This window comes from Streptomyces sp. NPDC057900, from assembly GCF_042887885.1.
Classification (GTDB): domain Bacteria; phylum Actinomycetota; class Actinomycetes; order Streptomycetales; family Streptomycetaceae; genus Streptomyces.
Window position 1 is genome coordinate 1,013,857 of the sequence record NZ_JBHVOI010000001.1, and the last position, 21,607, is coordinate 1,035,463.

The window sequence follows — 21,607 nt, forward strand, 5'->3', positions numbered from 1 at the left end:
GTACTGAGGTCAGGCCGGTGAGAAGAGGTGGTCGCTGATGAGCCTGGCCGCGCCGATCACTCCGGCGGCGGGTCCCAGCTCGCCCAGGACGATGGGAAGGTTGCCGGTGGCCAGCGGCAGTGACTGCCGGTAGACCTGGGTCCGGACGCTGGCCAGCAGCGTGTGACCCAGTCCGGTCACCCCGCCGCCGATCACCACCAGTCCGGGGTTGAAGAAGCTGACGAGCCCCGCGATGACCTGCCCGACCCGGTTGCCGCCTTCGCGGATCAGGTCGAGCGAGGTGGCGTCGCCGGCGGCCGCGGCGGCGGCGACGTCGACGGCGGTGAGTTTCCCGGACGCCGACAGCCGGGCCGCGAGCTCCGGGGACTGCCCGGCACGGGCGGCGTCCTCGGCGTCGCGGGCCAGTGCGGCGCCGCTGAAGTGTGCTTCCAGGCAGCCCCGGTTGCCACAGGCGCAGGGGCGCCCGTCCGGTGCGACCTGGATGTGGCCGATGTCGCCCGCACTGCCCGTCGTACCGCGGTGGACCTCTCCGCCGACGACGATGCCGCAGCCGATACCGGTACCGATCTTGACGCAGAGGAAGTCGCCCACGGAGCGCGCGACGCCCGCGTGCTGCTCCCCCATCGCCATCAGGTTCACGTCGTTGTCGACCATCACGGGGCAGCCCAGCTCCTGGCTGAGCGCCTCGCGGACCGGGAAGCCGTCCCAGCCGGGCATGATCGGCGGTGCGACCGGAATCCCCTCCGGGAACCGGACCGGACCCGGTACGCCGATACCGGCGCCGTCGAACCCCTCGGCGAGCCCGGAGGCCCGGAGCTTGGCCGCCATGGACAGCACCTGCTCGAAGATGGCGACGGGGCCCTCGCGTACGTCCATGGGGTGGTTGAGGTGGCCCAGGACCTCCAGCTCCGCGTTGGTGACCGCCACATCGACCGAGGTGGCGCCGATGTCGACGCCGAGGAAGCGCAGTGCCGGGGCGAGCCGGATGTTGTGCGAGCGACGCCCGCCGCGGGATGCGGCGAGTCCGTCGGCCACCACAAGGCCGGTCTCCAGCAGTCTGTCCACCTCGACGGCGAGCTTGGAGCGGGAGAGATCGACCTGATCCCCCAGCTGTGCCCGTGAGTTGGGCCCGCCGTCGCGCAACAGCCGAAGCAGTCGCGCCTGATGTGCATTCGCGGGTCGTGCCGTCATACGTCTCACGCGCCCCTCCCCGCCACATCGGCCTGTCCGTCGGGCTTTGGAGGGGAACGTAGCAGCGCTTGCCCGGAGTGGGAAGAAGTTGCGCAGGAATCCACCGCAACTTTCTCCACCCTGAGGACAAAGGTGGGTGGAGTGCCGGTCCCGCTCACCGGACCGGACGACCCCTCTGCCGGTGTTCGCGGGCCCGGAGGGTGCGGGGTTCAGCCCTCTTCGCGCTGGTGGTGGCCCTGGCGGCAGCGCTCCGTGTGGGACCGCATGATCGCCGCGGCCCGCTGCTCGTCGCCCGAGGCGATCGCGGCCGTCAGGGAGCGGTGCTCGGCCCAGGACGTGGCGCCCGACTGCCGGGCGGCGGGGGCGCGGTACCAGCGGGCCCTGCGGTCCACCTGTCCGGCCAGCCCGGCGAGTACGGCATTGCCCGCCAGCTCCATGACCTTGGCGTGGAAGGCGGCATCGGTCTCGGCAGCCGGCCCGGCGTCGCCGTCGGCGGCGGCCCGCTCACCGGTGGCGCACAGCTCCTCCAGCGCGGCGATGCCCGCACTGTCGAAGTGGGCGGCGGCGAGCCGGGCGGCCTCGGCCGCCAGGAGCGTACGGACCGACAGCAGCTGGTCCGCCTCCTCCTGGGTGGGTTCGTGGACGAACGCGCCGTGGGCGGGCCGCAGATCCACCCAGCCCTCGGTGTTGAGCCGCTGCAAGGCCTCGCGCACGGGCTGGCGGGACACCCCGAGGCGGTCGGCCAGCTCGCTCTCGACCAGGTGCCGGCCGGGGCGGAGCACATGGGTGGTGATGAGTTCGAGCAGCGCCCCGTAGACCTGCTCGCGCAGCGGACCGGGTCGTTCCAGCTTCTGCACGGTCCCTGGCGGCAGTTCTGCGGACGACACTGCGGCCCCCTCCGAGCAACGAGCAACGAGCATTGCCTGCCGTCTACAGCCTACTGAGCGCCATCTGCCCCGTCAGGGACAGCGGATCACCTGACCCGCGTAGCTGAGGTTCCCGCCGAAGCCGAAGAGCAGCACCGGAGCCCCGGTGGCGACCTCGCCCCGTTCCACCAGCTTGGACAGGGCCATCGGGATCGAGGCGGCGGACGTGTTGCCGGAATCCACCACGTCCCTGGCGATGACGGCGTTGACCGCGCCGATCTTCCTGGCGACCGGTTCGATGATCCGCAGGTTGGCCTGGTGCAGCACCACCGCGGCGAGGTCCTCCGGGGTGAGCCCGGCCTTCTCGCACACCTTGCGTGCGATGGGCGGCAGCTGGGTGGTCGCCCAGCGGTAGACGGACTGGCCCTCCTGGGCGAAGCGCGGCGGTGTCCCCTCGATCCGTACCGCGTCCCCCATACCGGGCACGGAACCCCACAGCACCGGCCCGATTCCCGGCTGAGCGGCAGAACCGGAGTCCGCGACCACAACCGCGGCCCCGGCGCCGTCCCCCATCAGGACGCAGCTGGTGCGGTCGGTCCAGTCGACGATGTCGCCCATCTTGTCGGCGCCGATCACCAGCGCGCGGCTGGCCGCCCCCGCGCGTACGGCGTGGTCGGCGGTGGCGAGGGCGTGGGTGAAACCGGAACAGACCACGTTGATGTCCATCACCGCGGGCGACGTCATGCCGAGGCGGGCGGCGACCCTGGCCGACATGCTCGGTGACCGGTCGATCGCGGTGGAGGTGGCGACGAGAACCAGATCGATGGCCGAGGGCTGGAGCCCGGCGGCGGCGAGCGCCTTGGCGGCCGCGTGCGCGGCCAGCTCGTCCACCGGCTCTTCGGGGCCGCCGAGGTGACGGGTCTTGATGCCGACGCGGCTGGTGATCCACTCGTCACTGGTGTCGACCATGGCCGCGAGGTCATGGTTGGTGAGCACCTTGGCGGGCTGATAGTGGCCGAGCGCCACGACACGTGAGCCGGTCATATTCAGGTTCCCCTCGCTACATATGGCAGGAACCATCCAGTCTTGGTCGCTACTGACCGGTACATGGGCACGTGATCCCACAGGATTACCGCTCAACGATTGGAGGCTTGACAACAGCCTCGACCCGGCGGACCGCATACTGTAGACAATATTTCCGCCGCCCCACGCGCACACCCGACCACCACCGGCATCGCCCCTCACGTGCGGCACCATGAGACCGTGGGGGTCACCGCGCCGCAGCGGGTGGCCCATGGGCAACCTCCGCACCACGGGCCGCTCCGGCTTCCACCACGTACAGAAATCGGGTCTGACGGTCATGGGACGGGTCACCGAGCGCCGCCGCACCATCCGCATCCGGGACGGGGCCGTGTCCACCCGCCCCGACACGCTCGTCGCGGAGGAGCCACTGGAGATCCGGCTGAACGGCAGGCCGCTCGCCATCACGATGCGCACCCCGGGCGACGACTTCGCGCTGGCGGCGGGCTTCCTGGTGAGCGAGGGCGTGATCGGTGAGGGCCACGAGGTGCAGTCGATCGTGTACTGCGCCGGGGCGACGGCCGACGGGGTCAACACGTACAACGTCGTGGACGTGCGGCTCGCGCCCGGTGTCGTGGTCCCGGACATCACGCTGGAGCGCAACGTCTACACGACGTCCTCCTGCGGACTGTGCGGGAAGGCCAGCCTGGACGCGGTCCGCACCACGACCCGGCACCCCGTCGCCGACACTCCCCCGCTCCGGGTGGAGCCCGCGCTGCTGTCCGCCCTCCCCGACCGGCTGCGCGCCTCGCAGCAGGTGTTCGACCGGACCGGAGGACTGCACGCGGCGGCGCTGTTCTCCGAGACGGGCGAGCTGATGGACATACGGGAGGACGTGGGGCGGCACAACGCGGTCGACAAGCTGGTCGGGCGGGCCCTCACGGACCACCGGCTGCCGCTGTCCCGGACGATTCTGCTGGTCTCGGGCCGGGCCTCGTTCGAGCTGGCGCAGAAGGCGGTGATGGCCGGCATCCCGATGCTGGCGGCCGTCTCCGCGCCGTCCTCCCTCGCCGTCGATCTGGCCGCGGAGACCGGGCTGACCCTGGTCGGCTTCCTGCGGGGGCCTTCCATGAACGTGTACGCGGGTGAGCACCGCATCGCCCTGGAGACAAAGGCGGAGTCGGAAGCGCAGGCGGAGGCCGGGCGGGCTGAGGCCTCCCGCGCCGTCAGCTCACGGTGACGGGCGTCGCCTGCGGCGCCTCACCGTCCGCAGCCGTCTCCAGCGGGTCACGGGCGCGCCGCTTCGCGAGCACCGCGCACACCATGAGCTGCATCTGGTGGAAGAGCATCAGCGGCAGCACGGCCAGGCTAGCCTGCGCGCCGAACAGGACGCTGGCCATGGGCAGGCCGGAGGCCAGGCTCTTCTTCGAGCCGGCGAACTGGATGGCGATGCGGTCCTCCCGGCCGAAGCCGAGCCGCTTGGCCCCGTACCAGCTGAGCGTGAGCATCAGCGCGAGCAGCACCGCCTCCGCACCGAGCAGCGCCCCGAGTCTGGCCGGGGTGACCTGGTGCCAGATGCCCGCGACCATGCCCTCGCTGAACGCGGTGTAGACGACGAGCAGGATCGAGCCCCGGTCGACCAGGCCGAGGATCTTCTTGTGCCGGGCGATGAAGCCGCCGATCCAGCGGCGCAGCAGCTGTCCCGCGACGAACGGCAGCAGCAGCTGGACGCCGATCTTCAGCAGCGCGTCACCGGAGAACCCGCCGCCGCTGTTGCCGAGCAGCGCGGCCGCGAGCAGCGGGGTGACGAAGATTCCGGCGATCGAGGAGAAGGAGCCCGCACAGATCGCGGCGGGCACGTTGCCCCGGGCGATCGAGGTGAAGGCGATCGACGACTGGATGGTCGAGGGGACCAGGCAGAGGAAGAGGAAGCCGCTCTGCAGCTGGGGTGTCAGTACATACGGGACCAGCCCCCGGCTCGCCAGTCCCAGCAGCGGGAACGCGACGAACGTGCAGGCCAGGACCGTGAGGTGGAGCCGCCAGTGCCGGACGCCGTCGAGCGCCTGGGCGGTGGAGAGCCGCGCGCCGTAGAGGAAGAAGAGGAAGGCGACCGCGCCGGTAGAGGCCCCGCCCGCGACATCGGCGGCCGTACCGGAGGCCGGCAGCAGCGCCGCGAGTACGACGGTGCCGATCAGCGCCAGGATGTACGGGTCGATCGGCAGCCAGGACGGCAGCTGTGGCTTGCGGCGGCTCATGTGCTCCACGTGTTCTCTCGTTCGGAGGTCTTGCCCCAGGGGCCCCGTAGCCATCGTGCCCCTGACCACCGAAATCGGGAATCCCGTATACCGCTCTGACTGCGATCACGGTCCGCGATAACGTGGCGGGCATGTACGAGCCCGCGCAGTTGCGAACCTTTCTCGCGGTCGCCCAGACGCTGAGCTTCACCCGGGCGGCCCGCCGGCTCGGGGTGCGGCAGTCCACGGTGAGCCAGCACGTGCGGCGGCTGGAGGAGGCGGCCGGACGTCAGCTGTTCACCCGTGACACGCACCGGGTCGACCTCACCGTGGACGGTGAGGCGATGCTGGGTTTCGCCCGGACGATCCTGGCGGCCCACGAGCGGGCGTCGGCGTTCTTCACCGGCACCCGGCTGCGCGGCCGGCTCCGGTTCGGGGCCTCGGAGGACTTCGTGCTGACCCGGCTGCCGGAGATCCTCCAGGCGTTCCGCCGCGACCATCCCGATGTCGAGCTGGAGCTCACGGTGGAGCTTTCGGGGACGCTGCACCAGCAGCTGGCGGCGGGCCGGCTCGATCTGGTGCTGGCCAAGCGGCGGACCGGTGACACGCACGGGGAGCTCGTCTGGCAGGACGCGCTGACCTGGATCGGCGCGCCGACGCTGCGGATCGACCCGGACCGGCCGGTGCCGCTGGTCCTGTTCCCGCCACCGGCGATCACCCGGGCCCGCGCCCTTGAGGTGCTGGAGGGCCAGGGCCGTTCCTGGCGGGTGGCGTGCACCAGCGGCAGCCTCAGCGGGCTGACCGCCGCCGCCCACGCGGGGCTCGGCGTGATGGCGCACAGCCGGGGTCTCATCCCGCCCGGCCTGGTCCCGCTGCCGGGCAGGGCGGGTCTGCCCGATCTGGGCGAGGTGGACTTCGTCCTGCTGCACGGCCGCCGCCGGGACGGTGCGCAGCAGGCGGCGGACGCGCTCGCCGCGGCGATCCTGGCGGGCGGCGACCGGCTGATCCGTCCGCCGGGGATTGCGGGGCGGTCCTGAGGGGGAGAATGAACGGAACGCGGCGGCCGGGGCCGGGGCGGCTCAACCCGGTCAGGCCCGGCAGCTGCGGAGCAAACCCCCGTATCCGCACGGAACGGCAGTGATCGCGGCGTACAGATTCCGTGGAGATTCCCGCGCGAGCCACTTACTCCTTGGTCGGAAGCGCGCCCGAGCCTTGCCCATCTGGCCGGATTTCAGCCCCTGACCAGTGCAGACGCCATGGTGCGCCGGCCGCGGCGGGCTCTCCCGCGGCGGCGTCCGGTGGGGTAGCGTCACGGCGCTGTGCGGAGCGCCACGAGGAGCAGGTCATTGCGCGAGTTCACTGTCCCACCCATGGCGGCCGCGCCCCACGTGGGCGGGCTCGCTGATGTGGTTTTCGACTACGCCGAGGAGGATCCGCACCGGATCGCCCTCGGCCGCAAGGACGCGTCCGGGAAGTGGCTGGATGTCACCTCCGGCACGTTCCGCGACGAGGTGCTCGCCCTGGCCAAGGGACTGATCGCGCACGGCGTGCGGTTCGGGGACCGGGTCGCCCTGATGTCGCGCACCCGCTACGAGTGGACGCTCTTCGACTTCGCCCTGTGGGCGGTCGGCGCGCAGTCCGTTCCGGTCTATCCGACGTCCTCGGCCGAGCAGGTCCTGTGGATGCTCCACGACGCCGAGGTCTCGGCGGTGATGGTCGAGCACGAGGACCACGCGATGACGGTCGCCTCCGTCATCGACCAGTTGCCCCTGCTGAAGCGGCTGTGGCAGCTGGACACCGACGCGGTGTCCGAGCTGATCGCCGCGGGCGCGCATGTCGAGGACGAGGTGGTGCACCGGCACCGGCGCGCCGTGACGCCCGACTCGGTCGCGACCGTCATCTACACGTCGGGGACGACGGGGCGGCCCAAGGGCTGTGTGATCACGCACGCCAACTTCATGTTCGAGACGGAGACGATGGCGTCGCGGTGGGAGTCGGTCTTCCACTCCCGGCCGGGCGACGAGGCCGCGACGCTGCTCTTCCTGCCGCTGGCGCACGTCTTCGGGCGGATGGTGGAGGTCACCGCGATCCGCGGCCGGGTGAAGCTGGGCCACCAGCCGGAGCTGTCGGCGAAGGCGCTGATGCCGGATCTGGTGACGTTCCGCCCCACGTTCATCCTGGCGGTGCCGTACATCTTCGAGAAGGTCTTCAACGGGGCCCGCCGCAAGGCCGAGACGGAGGGCAGGCTCGGCCCTTTCGACAAGGCCGTGGACATCGCGGTGAAGTACGCGGAGGCGATGGAGGCGCGGGCGTTCGGGACGGGGCCCGGCCCGTCCGCCGGGCTGCGGATGCAGCACCAGTTCTTCGACAAGGTCGTGTACAAGAAGGTGCGCGAGGCGATGGGCGGCCGGATCCGGCACGCCATGTCCGGCGGCTCTGGAATGGAGCGGCAGCTCGGGCTGTTCTTCGCGGGCGCCGGTGTCACGGTGTACGAGGGGTACGGGCTGACCGAGACGACCGCGGCGGCCACCGCCAACCCGCCGGAGCGCACCCGGTACGGCACGGTCGGGCAGCCGATCCCCGGGACCACGGTGCACATCGCGGCCGACGGCGAGATCTGGGTGTACGGCCGCAATGTGTTCTCCGGGTACCTGGGCGACCCCAAGTCCACCGACGCGGTGCTGAACGACGGCTGGCTGGCCACCGGGGATATCGGTGCGCTGGACGAGGACGGCTATCTGACGATCACCGGGCGCAAGAAGGAGATCCTGGTGACGTCCGGCGGCAAGAGCGTCTCACCGGCCGGTCTGGAGGAGCGGGTGCGGGCGCATCCGCTGGTGGCGCAGTGCATCGTGGTCGGCAACGACCGGCCGTACATCGCGGCCCTGGTCACGGTGGATCAGGAGTCGGTGGAGCACTGGCTGGCCATGCAGGGCCGGCAGCGGCTGTCACCGGGCGAACTGGTGCGGGACCCGGATCTGGAGATGGAGGTCCGGCGGGCCGTGGTGGCCGCGAACACGGCGGTGTCACAGGCCGAGTCGATCCGGACATTCCGGATTCTGGCCCATCAGTTCACCGAGGAGCACGGGCTGCTGACCCCGTCGCTGAAGCTGAAGCGCAAGGCCATCGAGACGGCGTACGCGGCCGAGGTGGACGCGCTGTACCGCTGAGCCGGGAAGCTGTCCCGCTGAGCCGGGAGGAATCCGGACCACCGATCGGGAAGAGTCCGTACCGCCGAACCGGAAAGAACGGGTCCGCGGACGGGAATGTGCGGGCCGTCTTGATCGTTGAAGGTTCGAGTCCCACCTCCCAACGTAAGGATCGACCGCTCGTGAGCCAGGTCCCCTCCCTCACCCTCAACAACGGCGTCGAGATGCCCCAGCTCGGTTTCGGAGTCTGGCAGGTGCCGGACGACGAGGCCGCGAAGGCGGTCGCCACAGCCATCGAGTCCGGGTACCGCAGCATCGACACCGCCGCGATCTACCGGAACGAGGGGGGCACCGGCAAGGCCATCGCCGCCTCCGGTGTCGCCCGCGACGAGCTCTTCGTGACCACCAAGCTGTGGAACAGCGAGCAGGGCTACGATTCGACGCTGCGCGCGTTCGACGCCTCGCTGGACAAGCTCGGTCTCGACTACGTCGACCTGTATCTGATCCACTGGCCGGTTCCGGCCAAGGACGCGTACGTCGACACGTACCGGGCGTTCGAGAAGATCTACGCGGACGGCCGCGCGAAGGCCATCGGCGTGTCGAACTTCCTCCCCGAGCACCTGGAGCGGCTGCTCGGCGAGACCTCGGTCGTACCCGCGCTCAACCAGATCGAGCTGCACCCGCAGCTCCAGCAGGCCGAGTCCCGCGCGCTGCACGCCAAGCACGGCATCCTGACCGAGGCCTGGTCGCCGCTGGGTTCCGGCAAGGGTCTCCTGGAGGTCCCGACGGTGGTCGCGGTCGCGCGGAAGCACGGCCGCACGCCCGCTCAGGCGGTGCTCCGCTGGCACCTCCAGACCGGCCACGTGGTGATCCCGAAGTCCGTGACCCCGTCGCGGATCGCGGAGAACATCGACGTGTTCGGCTTCGAGCTGGACGAGGACGACCTGGCGGCGTTCGCGGCGCTGGACGAGGGCAAGCGGCTGGGCTCGCACCCGGGTGAGTTCAACCTCGGCGCCTGAGCCGGAAGGTCAGCGGTGGCGTTTCGCCACTGACGTGACAGAAAGGGAGTCCGCCGGTCCGGCGGACTCCCTTCGTCGTGCTCAGGCCTTGCGGCCGAGGTGGAAGGTCCGGGCCAGCAGCAGGAAGGTATCCGTGCGCCGGTGCAGCCCGGCCGGGTCCTCGGGGTCGGCCAGCCGGTCGAGCACCGCGTTGTCCTCGGCGTCGAGCCGCTCGCCCAGGATCTCGCGGCGGCGGGTGAAGTTGTCGATGACGTGGTTCCGAGCCACCTCGCTGAGGGGCGCGGGCAGGTCGAGCAGGAAGCTCCGGGTGCCCTGCGGGTCGAGGCCCACCGCGGTGAAGAGGGCGGCCCAGTTCTCGGTCTCCCGCTTGGAGCCGGGCAGATCCGCCCGCATCTGCTCGAAGGTCTCCGCCTGGATCACGTCGAGCCGCTCCTCCAGACCGGGCCGGCCGAAGCCGATGTCGCGCGGGAGATGGCGGGGCTGGAGCCCGCCCTCGACGAGTGCGACGGTGCCGCCGGGGCGCAGCAGCCCGGCGAATCCGGCCAGCGCGGCGCGCTGGTCGCCCATGTGGTGCAGCGCGTTGCCCGCCCAGATGAGGTCCGCCTCCCCGGCGCGGTCCAGCTCGTCGGGCAGCTCCGCGTGCAGGGTGGTGACGCGGTCACCGAGCCCGAGCCGCTTCGCGCGGTCGCGGGTGCGCTCCAGCAGGGCCGGGGTGCCGTCCACGGCGACGACCTCGGCCTCCGGGAAGACCTCGGCGAGCAGGCAGGCGACGACGCCCGGTCCGCTGCCGATGTCCAGGACCCGGCGGACCCGTGGAGCGTCGGGCAGACCGGCGATCCAGCGGGCGGCCTCCGTGTACTGGCCGGTGCTGAGTTCGGCGTTCTTCTCCAGCAGCGGGCCGATGGCGTCCCAGTCGAGATCGGAGCCGTGGTGGTGGGCGTGGCCGCTCTCGTGCCGGTGCCCCTGGCTGCTGTCGTGGTGGTGGTGACCGTGACCGGTGTCGTTGCTCATGGGAACAGCCTCACCACCCATCAGCCCACGGGCAAATCCTGTTGCCGTTCCGGCAAGCCCCGTCCGTTGCGGTAGTCCTGCGGGCCGACCCCGCGCACCCGCTTGAAAGCGGTACTGAAGGCGAACGCCTGGCTGTAGCCGACCTTCCGGGCCACCGCCTCGACCGTCGCGTCCGTCTCCCGCAGCAGGTCCGCCGCGACGGCGAGGCGCCAGCCCGTCAGGTACGCCATCGGCGGCTCCCCCACCAGCTCGGTGAAGCGGCGGGCGAGCCCGGCCCGGGAGACTCCGGTCCGGTCGGCCAGCGCGGCGACCGTCCAGGGGTGGGCCGGCTCGTTCTGGAGCAGCCGCAGCGCCTGTCCGACGACGGGGTCACCCATGGCCCTGTACCAGGCGGGGGCCTCGGCACCCGGCCGGGAGAACCAGGTGCGCAGGGCGTCGATCAGCAGCAGATCGAGCAGCCGGTCCAGGACCACGCTCTGCCCCGGCTCGTCCCGGGCGATCTCGCTGTCGAGCAGGGTCAGCAGCGGGCTGCTCCGGCCGTCGCCGGGGAGCAGGATCAGGGCGGGCAGCGCGTCCAGGAGGCGTCTGCTGATCTCGCCGTCCAGCAGGTAGGTGCCGACGAGCATGGACGCCCCGCCGTCCGGGGCGTTGCCCCAGGTACGTACGCCCAAGTGCATGGACTGGGCGAGCGGTTCGCCGTGCAGGGTGGTGCAGACGCCGCCCGGACCGATCCGGGTCCGCGGCCGGGTGCCGGGCCGGTCCGCGACGGTGTACGGCTCGGGGCCGCGCGCGATGGCCAGGTCGCCGGGGCGCAGCAGGACGGGTTCGGCGTCGTCGGCGGGCACGATCCAGGCCTCGCCCTCGGTCATCGACATCAGGCAGAGCGGAGCCCGGTCCTCGATCCGTACGGACCACGGCGGTTCCATCACCATCCGCAGCAGGAAGGCCCCTCTGGCCCGCGGCCCGTCCAGAAGTCCGGCAAGTGCGTCCATGGGCAGCAGCGTAGACGTTCACGAAGGGAGCTGAGCGGCTGAGGGATGGAGGCGGCGGGGGCGCGCGGCGAACCTTGAGTCATGACAGACGACATGGTGAAGCAGCAGCAGGAATCGCGTACGGCCGGACCGGTGCTGGTGACGAGTGGGACGGGCAAGACGGGCCGCCGGGTGGTGGAGCGGCTCGCGGCGCGCGGGGTGCCGGTGCGGGCCGGATCGCGCGGCGGCGAGGTGGTGTTCGACTGGGCGGACGAGTCGGGCTGGGAGACGGCGCTGCGGGGTGCGGAGGCGGCGTACATCGCGTACTACCCCGATCTGGCGGCGCCCGGCGCACCGGAGGCGATGGCGACCTTCGGGCGGATCGCGCGGGACTGCGGGGTGCGGCGGCTCGTGCTGCTGTCGGGACGGGGCGAGGAGCGGGCGGTGATCGCGGAGGAGGCGCTGCGGGCGACGGCCGGGGGTGCCGAACTCACCGTGGTGCGCTCGGCGTTCTTCGCGCAGAACTTCAGCGAGGGTGCGCTGCTCGACGGGGTGCTGGGCGGCGAGCTGGTGTTCCCGGCCGGCTCCACCGCCGAGCCGTTCGTGGACGCCGGGGACCTCGCCGACGTGGTGGTCGCGGCGCTGTGCGGCGAGGGCGGTGCGGGGCAGGTGCACGAACTGACCGGCCCCCGGCTGCTGACCTTCGCGGAGGCGGCCGCGGAGATCACCCGGGCGACCGGCCGCGAGGTGCGGTACGTCGCGGTGACGGGCCCTCAGTACGCGGCGATGCTGGCGGAGTTCGGGGTACCGGAGGACGAAGCGGGCTTCCTGGCCGAGCTGTTCGCGATGCTGCTGGACGGGCACAACGCCACGGTTACGGAGGGCGTCAAGCACGCCCTGGGGCGTGACGCGTCGTCGTTCACCGCCTTCGCCTCGGAGGCCGCGCGGAGCGGCGCCTGGGACGCGTAGGGGGCGCCCCGACGCGCGCGGGACATCACACGCGGGCCGGTCCGGGATTACGGCGGAACGCCAGCAGCCGGTACTCCGGTTCCGCGCGGCGACGGTCCTGGCCGGGCAGCCCTGCCAGGACCTCGACGAGCCGGTCGGCCGCCGTCCCGGGCAGCTCCAGGCGGGAGACGTAGTAGCCGCGGCGCACTCCGCGTGCCGCGCTCATCGGCGTCCGGCCCTGCCCGTGCCCCCGGAAGACCGCGCTCCCCACCACGTCGAGGCCGCACTCGGCCCCGTACCCGATGACCCGGTCCGTGGCGTCGGACGGAGAGGGTGCCAGGTACGGGGCGAACGCCGCGTCGATGTCGCTGGACACGTCGTGCGAGGCGTCCTTGTCGACCGTGGCGACGAACACGCCGCCGGGCCGCAGCACTCGCGCCGCCTGCGCCACCACGGCCCGGACATCGCCGTCGCCGCGCAGCAGGTGCAGTAGCCAGACCGCCGTCACCGCGTCGACGGCCCCGTCCCGCAGCGGCAGCCGGCGTGCGTCGGCGAGCGCCACGCCGGCGACGCGCTGCTTCGCGACCCGGGCCATGCCGAGCGCGGCATCGGTGCCGGACACCCGCAGACCGGCCCTGCCCGAGGCGATCCGTTCGGTGACCAGTCCGGTCCCGCAGCCGATGTCGAGCAGTGAGCGCGCACTGGGCGGGATCAGACCGAGCAGCGCGGTGGCGGCGGCCTCGGCCCGGGGCACGCCACCGCGCGTGGCGTCGTAGGCGGCCGCCTCTTCGTTGTAGTCCAGCATGCGAGCGACTCTAGGGCGTGTCCGCGTCAGCGCGATGCGGGCGATGCTCGCGTACCGCCCACGGCAGGTTCCGGCAATCCGGCAAGTGGTGTGTCGATGACCCAACCGGGAGTCGGCCCCGCGGTGTCCTCTTGCGTGCGCGTGCGGCCCGGCCTACTATCCCGAACATGTTCACTGAACGCGTTCAGTCACGCGCGGAGAAGCGGGAGACGACTCGGCTCAGGGTGCTGTCATCGGCCGAACGGCTTTTCCGCGAGCAGGGGTTCGGCTCCAGCACCATCCGCCAGATCGCCACCGACGCCGGTGTGAGCACCGGGACCGTCATGTCGGTCGGTGACAAGGACGCGCTGCTCGTGGCCATCTTCGACACCTGGATCGCCGCCGTGCACCACGGCCGGGAGGCCGAGCACGGGCGGGGCGACGGGACTCCGCTGTCCCCCGGCGCGGCGGCCGGGGCGGTCCTGGATCTCGTCGAACCCTTCATCAGCTACTTCGCGCTCGACCTCGAACTGTCCCGCGAGTACGCCGCGGTCATCGTCCGAGGCACCCACGAGTCCGAGATCTTCCAGACCCTCGCCGGGGCCCTGCTGGCCGAGCTCGAAGCCCTCCTGTCCCGCACTTCGCTCACCGCGACCGGGGCCGCGAGCGGCGCGCGCACGCTCTACTTCGCCTACCTGGGGATCCTCATGACCGTGGGCTACGGCGCTCTCGACCAGCGGGGCGCTGTAGCCCAGTTCCAGGAAGTCATCCATTTCGTCGTCGACCGCGAAGGAACACAACGATGATCAGCACTCCCGACCCATGGTGGCCGACCGCACTGCTCGCCCTGGTCCTCCTCTCCGACGCGGCCATGTCCGTACGTCCCCCGGTGTTCATCCAGCAGTGCCTGGAAGGAGTGCGCTTCCCCCGCGACTGGTGGTGGGTACTGGTGGTCGTCAAGTTCCTGGCGGCGGCCGGACTCGCCGCCGGACTCCGGTACGAGGGTGTCGCTGTCACGACCAACGTCGCGGTGATCGCCTACTTCCTGTGCGCGGCCTATGCCCACTACCGGGCGCGGTTCCTCAAGCAGGAGTTCTGGCTGAACTGCCTGGGGATGCTCGTGCTGTCGACAGCGGTCCTGTTCGTCTCCCACCTGTCCACGCTCTGACCGGCCCCGGCCCGGTTTCGGCGCGCTGAAACCACCGTGAAACCACGTTGAACGCGTCATGCCGCAACCTGCGCGGCATGACCACAACGACCACTCGCCCTCTCGCCATCGCGGCCAGGGGGCTGCGCAAGTCCTACGGTGACAAGACGGTCCTGAACGGCATCGATCTGGCGGTGCCGGCCGGCACGGTCTTCGCCCTGCTCGGCCCGAACGGCGCCGGCAAGACCACCGCCGTCAAGATCCTCTCCACCCTCGTCTCCGCGGACGCCGGCTCCGGTGACATCCGGGTCGCCGGCCACGACCTGTCCGTCTCCCCGCAGGCCGTGCGGGCGGCGATCGGCGTCACCGGGCAGTTCTCCGCCGTCGACGGCCTGATCACCGGCGAGGAGAACATGCTCCTCATGGCCGACCTGCACCACCTCTCCCGCCGCGAGGGCCGCGTCGCCACCGCCGAACTGCTGGAGCGCTTCGACCTGACGGACGCGGCGAAGAGGCCCGCCGCCACCTACTCCGGCGGCATGAAGCGGCGCCTCGACATCGCCATGACCCTGGTCGGCAGCCCGCGGATCATCTTCCTCGACGAGCCGACCACCGGTCTCGACCCGCGCAGCCGGCACAACATGTGGGGCGTCATCCGCCGGCTGGTCTCCGGTGGCGTCACCGTCTTCCTCACCACGCAGTACCTCGACGAAGCCGACGAACTCGCCGACCGCATCGCGGTACTGAGCGACGGGGCGATCGCCGCCGAGGGCAGCGCCGACGAGCTGAAGCGGCTCGTCCCCGGCGGGCACGTGCGGCTCCGGTTTACCGACCCGTCCGCGTACCGGACCGCCGCCGTCGCCCTGCCCGAGGGTGCCCGGGACGACGAGGCGCTCTCGCTGCGGATGCCCAGCGACGGCAGCCAGCGCGAACTGCGCTCCGTCCTGGACCGGCTGGACGCGACCGGCACCGAAGCCGACGAGCTGACCGTGCACACCCCCGACCTCGACGACGTGTTCTTCGCCCTCACCAGCGGCACCGACGCGCCCCCCACAACCAAGGAAGCCGTCCGATGAGCGCCTTCTCCCTCGCCGCACGCGACTCCGGCACCATGCTGCGCCGCAATCTGCTGCACGCCCGGCGCTACCCGTCCCTCACCCTGAACCTGCTGCTCATGCCGATCGTCCTGCTGCTGCTCTTCGTCTACGTCTTCGGTGACGTGATGAGCGCGGGCATCGGCGGCGGCGCCGACCGCTCCGCCTACATCGCCTATCTCGTGCCGGGCATCCTGCTGATGACCATCGGCTCCACCCCGGCGGGAACCGCGGTGTCCGTCTCGATGGACATGACCGAGGGCATCATCGCCCGCTTCCGCACGATGGCGATCCACCGAGGGGCGGTGCTCATCGGGCATGTCGTCGGCAGTGTGCTCCAGTCCGTCCTCAGCGTGGTCCTCGTCGGCGCCGTCGCCGTGGCCATCGGCTTCCGGTCCACCGACGCCACGCCCGTCGAGTGGCTGGCGGCGTTCGGGCTGCTCGTACTCGTCGCCACCGCGTTCACCTGGATCGCGGTCGGAATGGGACTGGCCTCCCCGAACGCCGAGGCGGCGAGCAACAACGCGCTGCCGATGGTCATCCTCCCGCTCATTTCGAGCGCCTTCGTCCCCGTCGACGCGATGCCCGGCTGGTTCCGGCCCTTCGCCGAGTACCAGCCGTTCACCCCGGCCATCGAGACCCTTCGCGGGCTGCTGCTCGGCAGCGGGATCGGTGACAACGGGTGGCTCACGGTCCTCTGGTGCGTGGCCCTGACCGTGCTCGGCTACTGGTGGTCGACGTCGCTGTTCGGCCGCGACCCGAAGTAGCCGCCCCGGCCGTGCTCGTCGGCGGCCCCGGAGCCGGTGGCGGACGCGGCCGTGAGCGCCCGGACCGCCTCCCGGAGCCCGTCCCGCCCCAGGGCGGCGTACTGGGACACCGCCTCGTAGTACGCCGCCCCGTCGGCGCACTCCGCCGCCTGCCGGGCGCGGGCCTGCGACATCGTCGGCTGGAACTCCCGCAGCACCCGCAGCCGTTCGGCCAGCGCGATCATCCGGACGGCCGAGACGTCGCCGGCTGCGAGCCCCGCCGAGCCCAGCGCGTGCAGCACAGTGCCGGCGACCGGGGGCTCCATGGGTGTGCGCAACGGGCCGGAGACCAGGGTCTCCAGGAGCCGCCGCAGCCGCTCCACCGGCTCCGCGACGAGCCGGAGGCGCCCGGCGTGGGCGTGGGCCGTCACCGCCACCGCCTGGATCTCCAGGGCCCACGGGTCCGCCCACGGGTCGCCGCCGTACATCGAGCCCGCCCCGGGCAGCCGGTCCACGGCGGCGCGCCACAGGTCGAGTCCGGTCTCCGTCAGCCCTCGGGCGAGCGCGATCTCAGCCCGCACACCGAGGTCGGGGCTGTAGAAGGCGTCCTGCGGCGGTGTGGCGTCGGCCTGCGCCTCCCGCAGCCAGTACTCCGCCTCGTCCGGGTCGCCGCGCTGCAGGCAGGCCAGGGCCAGGCCGCTTCGGATGCCGATGTAGTCGTGCTCGTCACCGAGCCGCGGCAGGACCTCCAGCGCGGTCCTGAGGTATCCGTAAGCGGCCTCGCCCAGCCCGGTCTTCAGACACAGCTCGCTCGCCCGGGAAAGGCCCATGACCTGCATGGCCGGGTTGTCGACCCGCTCCAGGACGGCGACCATCCGGCGGGCCGAGGCGAGCGCCCGGTCGGTCTCGTGCCCGTACTCCCAGACGTAGGTGGCGATGCACTCCGCCACGCCCGCCACCAGCGGCTGTCCGCTGCCGCAGAGCTCGCCCAGCACGCCGTAGTCGGGCGGCAGCATCTCGGGGACCGCGCTCAGCACGGTCGAGGTCGCACGCAGCAGCGTGTCCGGCGGTGCCGGGGGCAGCCGCCGGAGGGTGACGAGCTGGCGTACGGCCCGCAGTCCGTGGCCCATCAGCAAGGCCGCCGCGCACAACACCGCTGCGGCGCGGGCGACTTCGACGTACTCGGGACCGGGCCGGAAGTGCGAGAGCGGTGGTCCGGTGTCCGCCGCGAGGGCGGTGAGCCGGGGAAGGTTGGAGTCGGTGAGCCACAGGGCGGCCAGGACGGCGGTGACCGCGGCCGTGGCCGGGCCGTCGGCACGGGCCAGGGCCTGCCGCAGGGCCGCCACCAGGTTGTCCTGCTCGGCCTTGGTCCGCTCCCAGGCCGCCGACCGGTCCGAACCGAAGAGCACCTCGTGGTGCGCGACCCCGAAGTCCCGCGCCCAGCGGAGGAACCGGCCCACGGCCTCCCCGTCCCCACCGGTCTCCGTACGCCGGGCCGCACTGAACTCCCGTACCGTCTCCAGCATCCGGAACCGCACCCCGGCCGGGGTGTCCGTGACGGTGACCAGCGACTGGCCTGCCAGCTGTTCGAGAAGGAGCAGCGCGTCCTCGCCGATGACGTGCTCCGCCGCGTCACCAGAGAAGCCGCCGGGGAAGACGGACAGCGTGCGCAGCGCGGCCCGGGCGTCCCGCGTGAGCAGGTTCCAGCTCCACTCCACGACCGCGTGCAGCGTGCGGTGGCGCTCCGGCACACCCCGCACCCCGCCGCGCAGCAGCGCGAACCGGTCACCGAGGCGGCGGGCGATCTCCGGCACCGAGAGCACCCGCACCCGGGCCGCCGCCAGTTCGACGGCGAGCGGCAGTCCGTCGAGCTGTCGGCACAGCCCGGCCACCGCGTCCGAGGGCAGCCGCACGCCCGGCCGGGTGGCCCGGGCCCGCTGGGTGAACAGCTCGACGGAGGTGTCGAGCCCGAGCTCCGACAGCGCGTACACCGCCTCCGACGTCAGGCCCAGGGGCGCGCGGCCGGTCGCGAGTACCCGCAGATCCCGCGAGGACGCGACCAGGGCCTGTACGAGTCCGGCGACGCCCCGGACGACCTGCTCGCAGTTGTCCAGGACGAGCAGCGCGGACCCCGGCCCGAGCGCGCCGAGGATGCCGGCCACCGGGTCGGCCGGGACGTGGCCGCTCAGGGCGCCGGACCGGCCCTCGCCCGCGCCGAGCGCGGAAGCCACCTCCGCGGCCACGTCCTCGTCCTCCGTGACAGCGGCGAGCGGCACGAAGTACACCACGCGCTGCTCGGCCCGACGGCTGACGGCGTGCGCGAGCCGGGTCTTGCCGAGGCCGCCGGGGCCGACGACGGTGACGGCGCGGGAGGCACGCAGCAGCCGCTCCACCGCCGCGATGTCCTCGTCCCGGCCGAGCAGCGGGTTCGGCTCGTGCCGCACGCCGTGCCTCACCACGGGCGGCTCGCCGCGCAGCAGTTCGCGCTGGAGGGCCTGGAGCCCGGCGCCCGGATCCGTGCCGAGCCCGTCGCGCACTTCGCGTCGGTAGGCCTCGTACCGGGTCAGCGCGGCGGAAGGGCCGACCGTCACGGCCTCGCCGCGCAGCAGTTCGGCCAGAACCTCCTCGTCACGCGGATGCTCCGAGGCGGCCTCGGCCAGCGGCCCGGCCGCCTCCGCGTGCCGTCCGAGGCGGGCGAGCGCGAGCGCCCGAGCGCGTACCAGGGCGGCGTGGGCCGGGGCCCGATCGGCGCGGAGCACGGCCACCGGGTCCGCGGTTCCGGCCGCGCCGTCGCCCGTGCCCTCCCACAGAGTGAGACCGGCCTCGGCCTCGGCCAGTGATCCCGCGTGGTCGCCGGCCCTGGCCCGGTCCGCGCTCGCGGCGGCGTGCAGCAGCAGCGCGGAGCTGTCGACCCGGTCCTCGTCCAGCGCGAGGCGGTATCCGGTCGGCGTACTGACGAGGACACCGGCGCCCAGCTGCCCCCGCGCCCTGGACACCAGGACCTGAACCGCCTTTCCCGGCCGCTGCGGCAGCGCGTCCGGCCACAGCCCCGCCACCAGCCGGTCGGTGCTGCAACCCGTGCGCAGGTCGCCCGCGAGCAGCGCGAGGAGGCCCCGCAGCCGGGGCGCGGTGATCTCCTGCCCACGGTAGGCGACACGCGGCAGCAGGATCAGATCGGTGGTCACCCTCGCAGGGTAGCCAGCGCCGTCGGCCGGAACTCCCTCCGCTGCTCCGGTCACGATTGCCAGCAGCCGAACTGGGCCATAACTTGCGGTTATGGAGCTTGAGTTGCGCCATCTGCGTACCGTCCGTGCCATCGCCGACACCGGAAGTCTCACCAAGGCGGCCGCCGCGCTGGGCCTGGCGCAGCCCGCGCTCAGCGCGCAGCTGCGGCGGATCGAGAAGGCGCTCGGGGGCCCGCTGTTCGACCGGGACCACACGGGTGCGCGGCCGACACCGCTGGGCGAGCTGGTGCTCGAACGGGCCCGGGTGGTGCTGCCCGCCGTCAGTGAACTCCAGGCGGAGGCGGTGCGGTTCGCCAACGCGCGGGGGGCCATGGAGCGCTTCCGGCTGGGCGGCACACACGGTCCGCTGCTCGGCGGGCTCGTGGACCGGCTGGCGACGGCGCACCCGGCCGCGACGGTGTCCACGTACACCAGCTGGTCGGTGGCCGAGATAGCCGCTCAACTCGTGGACGGGCGACTCGACTTCGCGCTCATCGGGGCCTGCGGTGAGAGCCCGCCGCCGGTCGCGGACCGGCTGACGTGGGAGGTCGTCGGCGTCGATCCGGTCTTCGTGATGCTGCCCGAGGGCCATCCGCTGGCCGGGGCGCCGGAGCTGGAGCTCTCCGCGCTGGCGGACGAGTGCTGGGCCGACGTGCCGGGCGACGGCTGTTTCGCGGACTGCTTCGTGGCGGCCTGCGCGCGGGCGGGCTTCAGCCCGGTGTCGGTGTACGAGACGGACACCGTGTCGGTGGTCCATCTGGTGCGGGTGGGGCGGGCGGTCGGGCTGTGCCGGGCGACGTTCCCGCCGACGCCCGGCGTGGTGACCCGCCCGATCACCGGTTCGCCGTTGAGCTGGCGCCATCTGCTGGGCTGGCATCCGCGCTCGGCGGCGGCCTCCGCGGCGGCCGCCTCCGTGCGCGGCCACACCCGGGCGGCGTACACCGAGGCGGTGGAGCGCAGCGAGAGCTGTGCGCGCTGGCTGGCCGCGCACCCCCGGTTCGGCGCCGTGACCTGACGGGCCCCGCCGCGCTCCTGGCCGCTACTCCGCGCCGTGGCCCGGAGCGACGGCCGCCACCCTGGCGGCGAGGGACAGGTCCTTCTCGGTGACCTTCCCGCCCGCGTCGTGGGAGTTCACCGAGAGCGCGACGGTGTCGTATCCGAGCGTCAGATCGGAGTGGTGGTTCAGCTCGTCCTGGATCTGGGCGACATGGACGGTGAGCCCGGCGGCGGCGAAGTGCGAGGGGAGCCGGTAGGTGCGGGTGATCCGGTCCCCCTCCAGCGTCCAGCCGGGCAGTTCGCGCAGCCGGTTCTCGATCTCGTTCCGCGGCAGCGGTTCGGCGGGCATACGGGGGCTCCCTCGCTCGGTGGTCGGTGCCCGTGACGTTACGGTCTCGGTATGACAACTGTCGCGCTTGACACGGGGGTAGGGCCGCTGCTGCGCAGCTGGCGGGAGCGGAGCCGGATCAGCCAGCTGGAGCTCGCGCTGCGGGCCGACTCCTCCGCCCGGCACATCTCCTTCATCGAGACGGGCCGGGCCCGCCCCAGCGAGGAGATGGTCCTGCGGCTGGCGGAGCACCTGGGCGTGCCCGTACGGGAACGCAACGCCCTTCTGGTGGTCGCCGGTTACGCCCCTCGCTATACGGAGACCGCGCTGGACGACCCGGCGATGGGCGCGCTGCGCGAGGGGATGGACCGGCTGCTCCAGGGGTACGACCCGTATCCGGCGCTCGTCGTGGACGGCATGTACAACGTGGTGGCGGCCAATCAGGGGATCGCCCGGATGACGGCCGGGGTCGCGGAGCACCTGCTCGCCCCGCCGCTGAACGCGATGCGGCTGACCCTGCACCCGGAGGGCCTGGCCCCCCGGATCCGCAATCTGCGCGAGTGGCGGGCCGATCTGCTGGCGCAGATGGAGCGTCAGATCGCCCTGGTCCGTTCGGCGGAGCTCCGTGCGCTGTACGAGGAGGTCGCGGGCTATCCGGTGGAGCCGGGGCCGGGCGGCCGGGAGTGGGACGAGCCCTCCTCCTCGGTGCCGTTCGCGCTGCCGCTGGTGATCGAGCAGGACGGCCGGCTGCTCTCGTTCGTCGCGTCCATCGCCACGTTCAACACACCGATGGACGTGACGGTCGCGGAGCTGGCCATCGAGACGTTCCTGCCCGCCGACCCCGGTACCGCGGCGTATCTGCGTTCGCTCGTGTCCTAA

The 21,607-nt window shown here is 72.3% G+C and carries 20 protein-coding genes; 11 read left to right on the top strand and 9 right to left on the bottom strand.

Annotation, left to right across the window (positions count from 1 at the left end; translation table 11 throughout):
- Nucleotides 1-9: 9 nt before the first annotated feature.
- From ACFVQ0_RS04165 to ACFVQ0_RS04175, 3 genes are all read right to left on the bottom strand, one after another.
- Nucleotides 10-1,191 (bottom strand): ROK family protein, encoded by a 1,182-nt coding sequence (locus ACFVQ0_RS04165; RefSeq protein ID WP_390084330.1) that lies wholly within the window; start codon nt 1,189-1,191, stop codon nt 10-12.
- A gap of 209 nt (nt 1,192-1,400) precedes the next feature.
- Nucleotides 1,401-2,078 (bottom strand): GntR family transcriptional regulator, encoded by a 678-nt coding sequence (locus tag ACFVQ0_RS04170; protein WP_390084331.1) that lies wholly within the window; start codon nt 2,076-2,078, stop codon nt 1,401-1,403.
- A 72-nt stretch (nt 2,079-2,150) separates the two neighbouring features.
- Nucleotides 2,151-3,101, bottom strand: a complete 951-nt coding sequence (locus tag ACFVQ0_RS04175; protein ID WP_390084333.1) for a beta-ketoacyl-ACP synthase III — start codon at nt 3,099-3,101, stop codon at nt 2,151-2,153.
- 316 nt (nt 3,102-3,417) lie between these two features.
- Between ACFVQ0_RS04175 and fdhD the strand changes: the two genes are divergently transcribed.
- On the top strand, nt 3,418-4,317 hold the full coding sequence (gene fdhD, locus ACFVQ0_RS04180; protein WP_390085374.1) for a formate dehydrogenase accessory sulfurtransferase FdhD: 900 nt from the start codon (nt 3,418-3,420) through the stop codon (nt 4,315-4,317).
- Here fdhD and ACFVQ0_RS04185 read toward each other — a convergent pair.
- Nucleotides 4,304-5,332: a bile acid:sodium symporter family protein gene (locus ACFVQ0_RS04185; RefSeq protein WP_390084335.1), complete on the bottom strand. Its 1,029-nt coding sequence runs from the start codon at nt 5,330-5,332 to the stop codon at nt 4,304-4,306. The genes fdhD and ACFVQ0_RS04185 overlap by 14 nt on opposite strands.
- 131 nt (nt 5,333-5,463) lie before the next feature.
- On the opposite strand from ACFVQ0_RS04185, the gene ACFVQ0_RS04190 reads away from it, so the two are divergent.
- From ACFVQ0_RS04190 to ACFVQ0_RS04200, 3 genes are all read left to right on the top strand, one after another.
- Entirely contained in the window at nt 5,464-6,348 is an 885-nt protein-coding gene (locus tag ACFVQ0_RS04190) for a LysR family transcriptional regulator (RefSeq protein WP_390084337.1), read from the top strand.
- A gap of 333 nt (nt 6,349-6,681) precedes the next feature.
- A complete protein-coding gene (locus ACFVQ0_RS04195; protein WP_390084339.1) occupies nt 6,682-8,481 on the top strand; it encodes an AMP-dependent synthetase/ligase in 1,800 nt (599 codons plus the stop codon).
- Between the two features lie 161 nt (nt 8,482-8,642).
- Nucleotides 8,643-9,479 (top strand): aldo/keto reductase, encoded by an 837-nt coding sequence (locus ACFVQ0_RS04200; protein ID WP_390084341.1) that lies wholly within the window; start codon nt 8,643-8,645, stop codon nt 9,477-9,479.
- An 81-nt stretch (nt 9,480-9,560) separates the two neighbouring features.
- On the opposite strand, the gene ACFVQ0_RS04205 is transcribed toward ACFVQ0_RS04200, so the two are convergent.
- Both ACFVQ0_RS04205 and ACFVQ0_RS04210 read right to left on the bottom strand, forming a co-directional pair.
- Nucleotides 9,561-10,490, bottom strand: coding sequence for a class I SAM-dependent methyltransferase (locus ACFVQ0_RS04205; RefSeq protein WP_390084343.1), 930 nt, complete (start codon nt 10,488-10,490; stop codon nt 9,561-9,563).
- Between the two features lie 20 nt (nt 10,491-10,510).
- The gene (locus tag ACFVQ0_RS04210) at nt 10,511-11,482 is read right to left on the bottom strand and encodes an AraC family transcriptional regulator (protein ID WP_390084345.1); all 972 of its coding nucleotides are present in this window, start codon (nt 11,480-11,482) and stop codon (nt 10,511-10,513) included.
- Between the two features lie 81 nt (nt 11,483-11,563).
- On the opposite strand from ACFVQ0_RS04210, the gene ACFVQ0_RS04215 reads away from it, so the two are divergent.
- On the top strand, nt 11,564-12,430 hold the full coding sequence (locus ACFVQ0_RS04215; protein WP_390084347.1) for an NmrA family transcriptional regulator: 867 nt from the start codon (nt 11,564-11,566) through the stop codon (nt 12,428-12,430).
- A 25-nt stretch (nt 12,431-12,455) separates the two neighbouring features.
- Here the strand turns inward: ACFVQ0_RS04215 and ACFVQ0_RS04220 are convergent, their stop codons facing one another.
- Complete coding sequence (locus ACFVQ0_RS04220; RefSeq protein WP_390084349.1) at nt 12,456-13,214, bottom strand: class I SAM-dependent methyltransferase; 759 nt, start codon at nt 13,212-13,214, stop codon at nt 12,456-12,458.
- 167 nt (nt 13,215-13,381) lie between these two features.
- On the opposite strand from ACFVQ0_RS04220, the gene ACFVQ0_RS04225 reads away from it, so the two are divergent.
- From ACFVQ0_RS04225 to ACFVQ0_RS04240, 4 genes are all read left to right on the top strand, one after another.
- Complete coding sequence (locus tag ACFVQ0_RS04225; protein WP_390084351.1) at nt 13,382-13,999, top strand: TetR/AcrR family transcriptional regulator; 618 nt, start codon at nt 13,382-13,384, stop codon at nt 13,997-13,999.
- Nucleotides 13,996-14,361 (top strand): DoxX family protein, encoded by a 366-nt coding sequence (locus ACFVQ0_RS04230; RefSeq protein WP_390084353.1) that lies wholly within the window; start codon nt 13,996-13,998, stop codon nt 14,359-14,361. Before ACFVQ0_RS04225 ends, ACFVQ0_RS04230 begins: the two co-directional genes overlap by 4 nt.
- A 77-nt stretch (nt 14,362-14,438) precedes the next feature.
- Nucleotides 14,439-15,416: an ATP-binding cassette domain-containing protein gene (locus ACFVQ0_RS04235; protein WP_390084355.1), complete on the top strand. Its 978-nt coding sequence runs from the start codon at nt 14,439-14,441 to the stop codon at nt 15,414-15,416.
- Complete coding sequence (locus ACFVQ0_RS04240) at nt 15,413-16,201, top strand: ABC transporter permease (protein ID WP_390084357.1); 789 nt, start codon at nt 15,413-15,415, stop codon at nt 16,199-16,201. Before ACFVQ0_RS04235 ends, ACFVQ0_RS04240 begins: the two co-directional genes overlap by 4 nt.
- Here ACFVQ0_RS04240 and ACFVQ0_RS04245 read toward each other — a convergent pair.
- The gene (locus ACFVQ0_RS04245) at nt 16,159-19,365 is read right to left on the bottom strand and encodes an ATP-binding protein (RefSeq protein WP_390084359.1); all 3,207 of its coding nucleotides are present in this window, start codon (nt 19,363-19,365) and stop codon (nt 16,159-16,161) included. The two genes, ACFVQ0_RS04240 and ACFVQ0_RS04245, sit on opposite strands and share 43 nt — an antisense overlap.
- A 91-nt stretch (nt 19,366-19,456) precedes the next feature.
- Between ACFVQ0_RS04245 and ACFVQ0_RS04250 the strand changes: the two genes are divergently transcribed.
- A complete protein-coding gene (locus tag ACFVQ0_RS04250) occupies nt 19,457-20,419 on the top strand; it encodes a LysR family transcriptional regulator (RefSeq protein ID WP_390084361.1) in 963 nt (320 codons plus the stop codon).
- 24 nt (nt 20,420-20,443) lie between these two features.
- On the opposite strand, the gene ACFVQ0_RS04255 is transcribed toward ACFVQ0_RS04250, so the two are convergent.
- Nucleotides 20,444-20,749: a 4a-hydroxytetrahydrobiopterin dehydratase gene (locus tag ACFVQ0_RS04255; protein WP_390084363.1), complete on the bottom strand. Its 306-nt coding sequence runs from the start codon at nt 20,747-20,749 to the stop codon at nt 20,444-20,446.
- 51 nt (nt 20,750-20,800) lie between these two features.
- Here ACFVQ0_RS04255 and ACFVQ0_RS04260 point away from each other — a divergent pair, with 51 nt between their 5' ends.
- Nucleotides 20,801-21,607: a helix-turn-helix domain-containing protein gene (locus tag ACFVQ0_RS04260; RefSeq protein WP_390084365.1), complete on the top strand. Its 807-nt coding sequence runs from the start codon at nt 20,801-20,803 to the stop codon at nt 21,605-21,607.